The sequence below is a fragment of the Pseudoalteromonas sp. MelDa3 genome (assembly GCF_002863625.1).
Taxonomy (GTDB): Bacteria; Pseudomonadota; Gammaproteobacteria; order Enterobacterales; family Alteromonadaceae; genus Pseudoalteromonas; species Pseudoalteromonas arctica.
Window position 1 is genome coordinate 1 of record NZ_PJBR01000257.1, and the last position, 7,345, is coordinate 7,345.

Here is a 7,345-nt window from a genome sequence, read left to right on the forward strand (position 1 = left end):
CAATAAGGGGCTAAAAATTGTTTGCTAAAATGTGTAGCGAAGCGAAACCGAGCAAACTGTTTTTAGTCCCGCTTAATTGGCTTGTTATGTACCGCATTGTAATTTAACAACTTTACCAGATTTTATGGTTGCTTGAATTGTGTTTTCTCCGCCACCACCTGTAAATATAAAATTATTATCTGAGCTAGATTCAGGCATACCTAAATGAAAATACAATTCGTTTTGAGATATACCTAACTTTAACTCTTCGCAAATTGAGTTATTTCTATAGCTTGGTTTGCAAGAACTAGTTTCAGCGCAATTTTGATAAATACAAAAGTTACCATTTGATGCCCATTTCCCTCCATTGTCTAAACACGAATCTTGGAGAAGAAAAGTCTTCGCTGGCTGCCAAACTAGCGCAGTCAAAGCTATAAAGATTATCACCAATGCTAATTTAAGTTTCATAGGTACATAACGCCCTAATAATGGGCAAAAAATTGTTGGCTAAAATGTTGAGGAACGAAAACAGCCAACTGTTTTTTGTCCTTATTAATTAGCTTGTTAGCAAGCTATTTAACTACAAGTTTGACAGATTTACCCACATTAAGTCTATGTGATACCAGAAATATATCTAATGTTAAATTTAACGGCATTATCTTCGTGTTTTGAGGCTCTAACCAAGGGAATACCAATTTCATAACACCACTTTCTATACGACCAGTCATAGGCGTATCTGGAAATATTAGATCCGGCTGCTTTCCGTCGATGAGCCTAACGTAAACACCAAAATCAGAAATTTTATATGAACTAGTTTCTGGCAGAGATACGCTTAACTCTATAATTCCGAAATCAGAACAAGAAGAACTTCGTTTGCCTGAACCTCGAGATACATTACTTAACTCAACAACGGGCTGTGGTACTAATTCCCAAAAGAATCCATTTTCTGGTTGGTCAAGGGTTACAGCATTCCAACTGTCAGGAGTTGGAGAAAACATTCTCCAACCGGCTATTGAGCAGGCAGAACTACTAAATGAAACTAGATTACAAAGTAGTAAAAATAATATCGAATATTTCACCGTGCTTTCCTTGCTTGCTAACGCCTTACTAAGCGGCGATAAATTGTTGGCTAAAATTGCGAGGAACGAAGCTAGCCAACTGTTTAGCGTCCGTTTGAGTAACTTGTTAGCTGTACTTTTCACCTGACCAAAAATACTGCTCAACTTCACTTGGCTCACAAGGTGAATCTTGTTCATTAAGAGCAAGATCAATGTTGTAGAATCCACCGCTGGTTTGATGGCTACCCCAGAGAATAAGTTTATTGGAAAATAAATCTCGTAAGAAATCAATAATTTCAGACGAAACCTGTTTGTCTCTTTCATCCTTACTTATAGTTTGGTCGTAACATGCGGCATGCCAATGAGTAAAATTACCGACCATTACGATAATTTCCTCTAACTCATCTTCGATCTCAATATTCCCAACACGATCATTTGGTCCTTTGATGATTAAAGTATCATTGCTTTCATTCATCGAGTATTGAAGGGAAGGAAATTCGTTTTGAATATTCTCCTCAACTATCCGTAACAACATATCCGTCCCTGTACAGCTAACAATTTTATAGTGCGCTCATCGCGCATATATCTGCCAATGTCACGCTCATGTATTCAATAAATCATTTTTACCAAATAACTTAACACATTGCTATATATAATTTTTTACTAGCACACAAACTCTCAATAAAAGACAAAATGCGCTCGTCGCTCATTTTCTTGAATATGGGAGCAGTACAACTATACTGTATATAAATACAGTTATATTATTGGTGGTAATATGAAAACACGCTCTCCATTTTTAAATTATATAGCCGATTATATGTTGGTACGTCAGTATTCATTACGCACCGTAGATACGTACCTAAGATGGATTGCATCTTATATCCATTTTCATAATAAACGCCATCCCGCCTCAATGGGAGACAATGAAGTCGAGTGCTACTTAGAACATTTAGTGTTAAAGCAAAACGTTGCACCACGTACGCAGCCACTGCACTCAATTCATTGTCATTTTTATACAAACATATAATAAAAAACGAACTTTCATTAAATTTAAATTTTGCCCGTAGTAAAAAACAAGCAAAGCTCCCTGTCGTGATGACCCCAGAGGAAGTTAAAATGTTGATGGCTCATTTAAATAAGCGCTATTATTTAATTGCAGCCCTTATGTATGGAAGTGGTTTAAGAGTAATGGAAGCGGTGCAATTAAGGGTGAAAGATATTGATTTTGATTATAAATGTATTCAAGTATGGAATGGCAAAGGAAATAAACATCGTATTGTAACGCTCGCTACAGAGCTGATCCCTATGCTGAGAACTCAAATTTTAAACGTTGATGACTACCTAAAGCTTGATTTAAATAACACTAAATATGCCGGCGCGTGGATGCCATATGCCTTAACAAAAAAATATCCTTCAGCCGCAAAAACACTAGCATGGCAGTATTTATTTCCTTCTCATATGTTAAGTTCAGATCCTCAAAGTGGTGAAATAAGGCGACATCATTTTCATCACTCTTGTATTAGAAAAGAGGTTAAAAAAGCCGTCCAAAAATCAGGGTTAACAAAAATAATAACACCTCATACATTAAGGCACTCTTTTGCTACTCATCTACTGCAAAATGGCGCCGATATAAGAACTGTTCAAGCTCAGCTTGGCCATTCTGATGTTAAAACCACACAAATTTATACTCATGTATTGCAGCAAGGTGCAAACGGGGTTATCAGCCCTTTTTCAAGATTATAATCTCCCCGATTTAAAACAAAAAAGCACAGCCCACAAGCGCCATGCTTTTTGAATCAACCTTAATCTAGCTTACTTTACAAACGAATGCCGCCGTCTATTTCAACCACGCGACCGGTAAAAAAGTCGTTTTCAATTATGTATTGTGCAGTATGCGCAATTTCGTCGCTTTCGCCTAAACGCCCTACTGGCGTTACTGCAAGCATACGTTGTTTGGCTTCAGGCTTCATGGCGTCGGTCATGGCGGTGCTTATTACACCTGGTGCAATAGCGCCTACACGTATACCAAAACGACCAAGTTCTTTAGCCCATGTGGAGGTAAGTGCCACTACGCCTGCTTTTGATGCCGCGTAGTTTGTTTGGCCTATGTTACCTGCGCGCGCTACGCTCGACATATTAACTATAACGCCGCCTTTACCAGACTCAATCATGTGGCTTGCAGCTTCCCGCCCTGCTAAAAACACACCGGTTAGGTTTACATCAATCACTGATTGAAACTGCTCAAGAGACATTTTTTTAACGACTTTGCCGTCTTTTGCCTTTATAAACATGCCGTCGCGTAAAATACCGGCGTTGTTTATAAGCACACCAATGTGGCCAAAATCGCTGTTAATGGTATTAAATACGTTTTCTACTTCGCTCTCATTTGTTACGTTTGCGGCATAACCTTTAATAGTACTAGCTACACCTTCAAGCTGCATTAATTGCATAAGTTGCTCGCATGCTGTGTTTAATAAGTCTTGCGCCATATCTATTAAAGCAATGTTAGCACCCATAAGTGCAAACTTTTGCGCCATTGCAAAGCCTAAACCTTGTGCTCCACCGGTTATTACTACCGTGTTATTTTTAATTTCCACGCGTTACTCCTACTTAGAAAACAGTTTAAAAATGGCACTAAAGTCATCACTACCCGCACCTTGGTGCTGCAGCATAGTGTATAAATTTTTAGCCATTGAACCCATAGGGGTTGATGAATTACTTTGCTGCGCGGCTTCCATGGCAAGGCCTAAATCTTTAGCCATTAAATCGACCATAAAGCCTGGTTTATAATCGTTGCTTGCAGGGGCTGTATCCATTACACCTGGGCAAGGGTTGTAAAGTTCAAGCGTCCAGTTTCGCCCAGAACTTGCGGTCATTATGTCGCTAAGTACTTTAGGATCGAGGCCGTTGTTAATACCCATTTGCAGTGCTTCGCTGGTGCCTGCCATTAAAATACTGAGTAGCATGTTATTACATATTTTTGCTACTTGTCCTGCGCCAATATCGCCTGCATGAAATATGTTTTTACCCATATCACTAAGCACTGTATTTGCTTTATCAAACGCGGCTTTTTCGCCGCCAACAATAAAAGTAAGTGTGCCTGCTGTTGCACCTGCAACGCCGCCCGATACCGGTGCATCTACAAAGCTAATGCCCTGCTCGCCAAGTGTACTGCCTACAATACGTGCTGATTCTGCATCTATTGTTGAGCAATCAATTACTAATGTATTGTTGCTCAGCACGTTAATTAAACCGCTGTCGTCATTATTACCTAAGTAAAGCGACTTAACATGTTTGCCCGCTGGTAACATACTAATAAGTACGTCAGCATTGGTTGCGCACTGCTTTGCATCAACTGCTGCTTTTGCGCCTTTACTTGCAAGCTCATTTACGACCGACTGGTTTAAATCAAACACGCTAACAGTATGGCCTGCTTTAATTAAGTTAGCCGCCATTGGGCCGCCCATATTACCTAAGCCGATAAAACCAATATTTAGTTTAGTCATCGTCTTTCCTTTATTTGTGTGATGGCGTGTCTAAGCCATTGAGAGGGTGGTTTTCGCCAAAGCGGTTAGCAAAAAAGCTATCTATTATTGTTTGTGGTACATCACTAAGTGTTTTGTATTGCCAATTCGGTGCGCCGTCTTTATCTATTAGTAGTGCCCTTACACCTTCTTGAAACTCACCTACTTCGCCAGCGCGAACCGACATACCTAGCTCCATTTTAAAACACGCTAATAAGCTTTTTCCTTTACTTGTTTTTAATTGCTCACTAACGAGTGCGCAACTTAGTGGGCATCCGTGTTTTAGTGACTTTTGGGCCCGTTGTAGCCATTTATCGTCAGTAGCTAGCCCTAAAATATAATCAACTTGTTCTTGCAAGGTTTTAAACTCACCCAATTTTTGAATCGTTTTTAAATTAGCTTTTATATTGCCTTTAGGCATAGGCGCCGACTGGTTGTCTAAACCGGTGAGTAAATCGGTTAATCGCTCATGATTTAAGCTCGCAGTTTTGCCCCACTTTGCAGTTAAAATTTGCGCAAGCATGGCATCATATTTATTACTATCGATAAAGTGATCGGCAAGCAATACAAAACGCGCGTCGTCGCAGTTAATTGATGCTGACGTTAGCCCTAAAAATAACCCGACGTTTTGTGGCATTTTATGTAAAAAGTAACTCCCGCCTACATCTGGGTATAAACCTATGGTTTGCTCTGGCATGGCAATGCGAGATGTTTCGGTTACAACGCGGTGGCTAGCACCGGCCATTAGCCCTAAACCGCCGCCCATCACTATGCCGTTACCCCAAACAAGGATTGGTTTATCAAAGGTATGAATAAGATAATCAAGCTTGTACTCGAGCGTAAAAAACTCCTCAACTAGGCTTGTTGGTTTACCTTGCGCCATCGCACGATGAAGGCTCACAACATCGCCACCGGCACAAAATGCTTTATCGCCTGCGCCTTTTAACAACACCATTGCAATAGCATCATCGTCTTGCCAAGCTCGCAATTGCGGTTCAAGTAATTTGATCATCTCAAAATTAAGCGCATTTAATGCTTTTGGTGCGTTAAGTGTAATAAGCCCTATTAAACTGCCATTTTCTGCGGTTGCAGTTTCAAATACTACGGGCTCATCAGCGCTATTTAATAATGTTAAAGCACTCATTAGCCGTTTACCCAGTTAGCGCGGCGTTTTTCTAAAAAGGCATTTACACCTTCTTGTTGATCTTCGGTATCAAATAAACCAACAAATAACTCGCGCTCAAGAGGCAATACACTTGCCATTGGTTGATGGCGCCCTTTTTGAATCAATGTTTTACATGCTGCAACTGAGGTAGGGCTTTGATCGGCCACTTGGTTGGCAAGTTTTAATGCCGCCGCAAAGCTTTCACCTTGTGGTACTACTTCTTCCACTAATCCAATTTGCAGGGCTTTATCAGCTTTTAAGCGCTCGCCGCATAAAATCATGCGTTTTGCCCAGCCTTCGCCAACTAGCCATGCTAAATTTTGTGTGCCACCCGCACACGGTAATAACCCAACTTTAGCTTCAGGGAGCGCCATTTGTGCTTGCTCTTCCGCAATACGTATATCGCACGCAAGAGCGACTTCTAGCCCGCCGCCCATTGCATAGCCGTTTATGGCTGCAACCGACACGCCTCTAAAATTACTAAGCGCTTCAAATGCTTCACCAAATACACGCGACATATCGGCGGCTACGCCTTTATCGCCACCAGCAAATACGTTTAGGTCGGCACCCGCGCTAAAAAACTTCTCGCCTTCACCAGTCAGTACTAATGCATAAATATTTTTATTATTATTAAGCGCGTTAACGGTATTTTTTAAATCAACTAGGGTGTCTTTTGTCCAGGTATTTGCTGGCGGGTTAGACATAGTTAAAATAGCAACATGACCTTCGGTTGTTAGTTCAATACTCGGATTAGATTTAGATTCTGACATACATTGCTCCTTATAAAACGTCGCTTGCAGACTCAGCTAAAATACGGCGCGCTATAATCACACGCATAATTTCGTTAGTGCCTTCTAAAATTTGATGAACGCGTACATCACGTACATGGCGCTCAAGCGGGTATTCTTTTATATAACCGTAACCACCATGAATTTGCAGTGCGTCGTTACATACGGTAAAGCCAACATCAGTAGCAAAGCGTTTAGCCATGGCGCAGTAAGTGGTTTTTTCAACGTCGTTATTATCAAGTTTAAATGCAGCAAGCCTAACCATTTGGCGCGCAGCTACAAGCTCGGTGTTCATATCGGCAATTTTAAATTGCAATGCTTGAAACGCAGCGAGTGGTTTACCAAATTGTGTACGTTCTTTTAAATATTCACGGGCGGTATTAAGCGCCGCTTGCGCTGTACCAATTGAACATGTGGCAATGTTAATTCGACCGCCATCAAGGCCTTGCATCGCAAATTTAAAGCCTTCGCCCTCTGCGCCTAATAAGTTATGTGCAGGAATGCGTACATCTTCAAAGCTAATTAGGCGTGTAGGTTGTGCGTTCCAACCCATTTTTTCTTCTGCTTTGCCGTATTCAACGCCTTTTGCGTCGGCAGGCACTACAAATGCCGAAATACCCGCAGCGCCTTCGCCGCCTGTACGTGCCATTACAACTAATACTTCGGTTTCGCCCGCGCCCGATATAAACATTTTTGAGCCGTTAATAACGTACTCATCGCCCTCAAGCACGGCTTTTGTTTTAAGTGATGCGGCGTCTGAACCCGACCCTGGCTCTGTTAAACAATAAGAGGCAAGTAACTCGCCCATGACTAATTGCTCTACGTATTTGT

At 41.1% G+C, this 7,345-nt stretch carries 8 protein-coding genes and 1 pseudogene; 1 reads left to right on the top strand and 8 read right to left on the bottom strand.

Annotation, left to right across the window (positions count from 1 at the left end; all coding sequences use genetic code 11):
• Nucleotides 1–84: 84 nt before the first annotated feature.
• The 3 genes from CXF89_RS20825 to CXF89_RS20835 form a co-directional block, all read right to left on the bottom strand.
• Nucleotides 85–447: a hypothetical protein gene (locus CXF89_RS20825; RefSeq protein ID WP_121955652.1), complete on the bottom strand. Its 363-nt coding sequence runs from the start codon at nt 445–447 to the stop codon at nt 85–87.
• Between the two features lie 104 nt (nt 448–551).
• The gene (locus CXF89_RS20830; RefSeq protein ID WP_145990863.1) at nt 552–1,058 is read right to left on the bottom strand and encodes a hypothetical protein; all 507 of its coding nucleotides are present in this window, start codon (nt 1,056–1,058) and stop codon (nt 552–554) included.
• Between the two features lie 106 nt (nt 1,059–1,164).
• Nucleotides 1,165–1,572: a hypothetical protein gene (locus CXF89_RS20835; protein WP_121955654.1), complete on the bottom strand. Its 408-nt coding sequence runs from the start codon at nt 1,570–1,572 to the stop codon at nt 1,165–1,167.
• Between the two features lie 240 nt (nt 1,573–1,812).
• Between CXF89_RS20835 and CXF89_RS20840 the strand changes: the two are divergent.
• Nucleotides 1,813–2,780 (top strand): annotated as a pseudogene (locus CXF89_RS20840) (integron integrase).
• 74 nt (nt 2,781–2,854) lie between these two features.
• Here the strand turns inward: CXF89_RS20840 and CXF89_RS20845 are convergent.
• The 5 genes from CXF89_RS20845 to CXF89_RS20865 form a co-directional block, all read right to left on the bottom strand.
• The gene (locus CXF89_RS20845) at nt 2,855–3,634 is read right to left on the bottom strand and encodes an SDR family oxidoreductase (RefSeq protein ID WP_121955655.1); all 780 of its coding nucleotides are present in this window, start codon (nt 3,632–3,634) and stop codon (nt 2,855–2,857) included.
• Nucleotides 3,635–3,643: 9 nt separating this feature from the next.
• Nucleotides 3,644–4,543: a 3-hydroxyisobutyrate dehydrogenase gene (gene mmsB, locus CXF89_RS20850; RefSeq protein WP_121955656.1), complete on the bottom strand. Its 900-nt coding sequence runs from the start codon at nt 4,541–4,543 to the stop codon at nt 3,644–3,646.
• 10 nt (nt 4,544–4,553) lie between these two features.
• The gene (locus CXF89_RS20855; protein ID WP_121955657.1) at nt 4,554–5,705 is read right to left on the bottom strand and encodes an enoyl-CoA hydratase/isomerase family protein; all 1,152 of its coding nucleotides are present in this window, start codon (nt 5,703–5,705) and stop codon (nt 4,554–4,556) included.
• The gene (locus CXF89_RS20860; protein WP_121955658.1) at nt 5,705–6,496 is read right to left on the bottom strand and encodes an enoyl-CoA hydratase; all 792 of its coding nucleotides are present in this window, start codon (nt 6,494–6,496) and stop codon (nt 5,705–5,707) included. Before CXF89_RS20860 ends, CXF89_RS20855 begins: the two co-directional genes overlap by 1 nt.
• Nucleotides 6,497–6,506: 10 nt before the next feature.
• The coding region (locus tag CXF89_RS20865; RefSeq protein WP_121955659.1) for an acyl-CoA dehydrogenase family protein at nt 6,507–7,345 on the bottom strand (839 nt) is incomplete at its 5' end.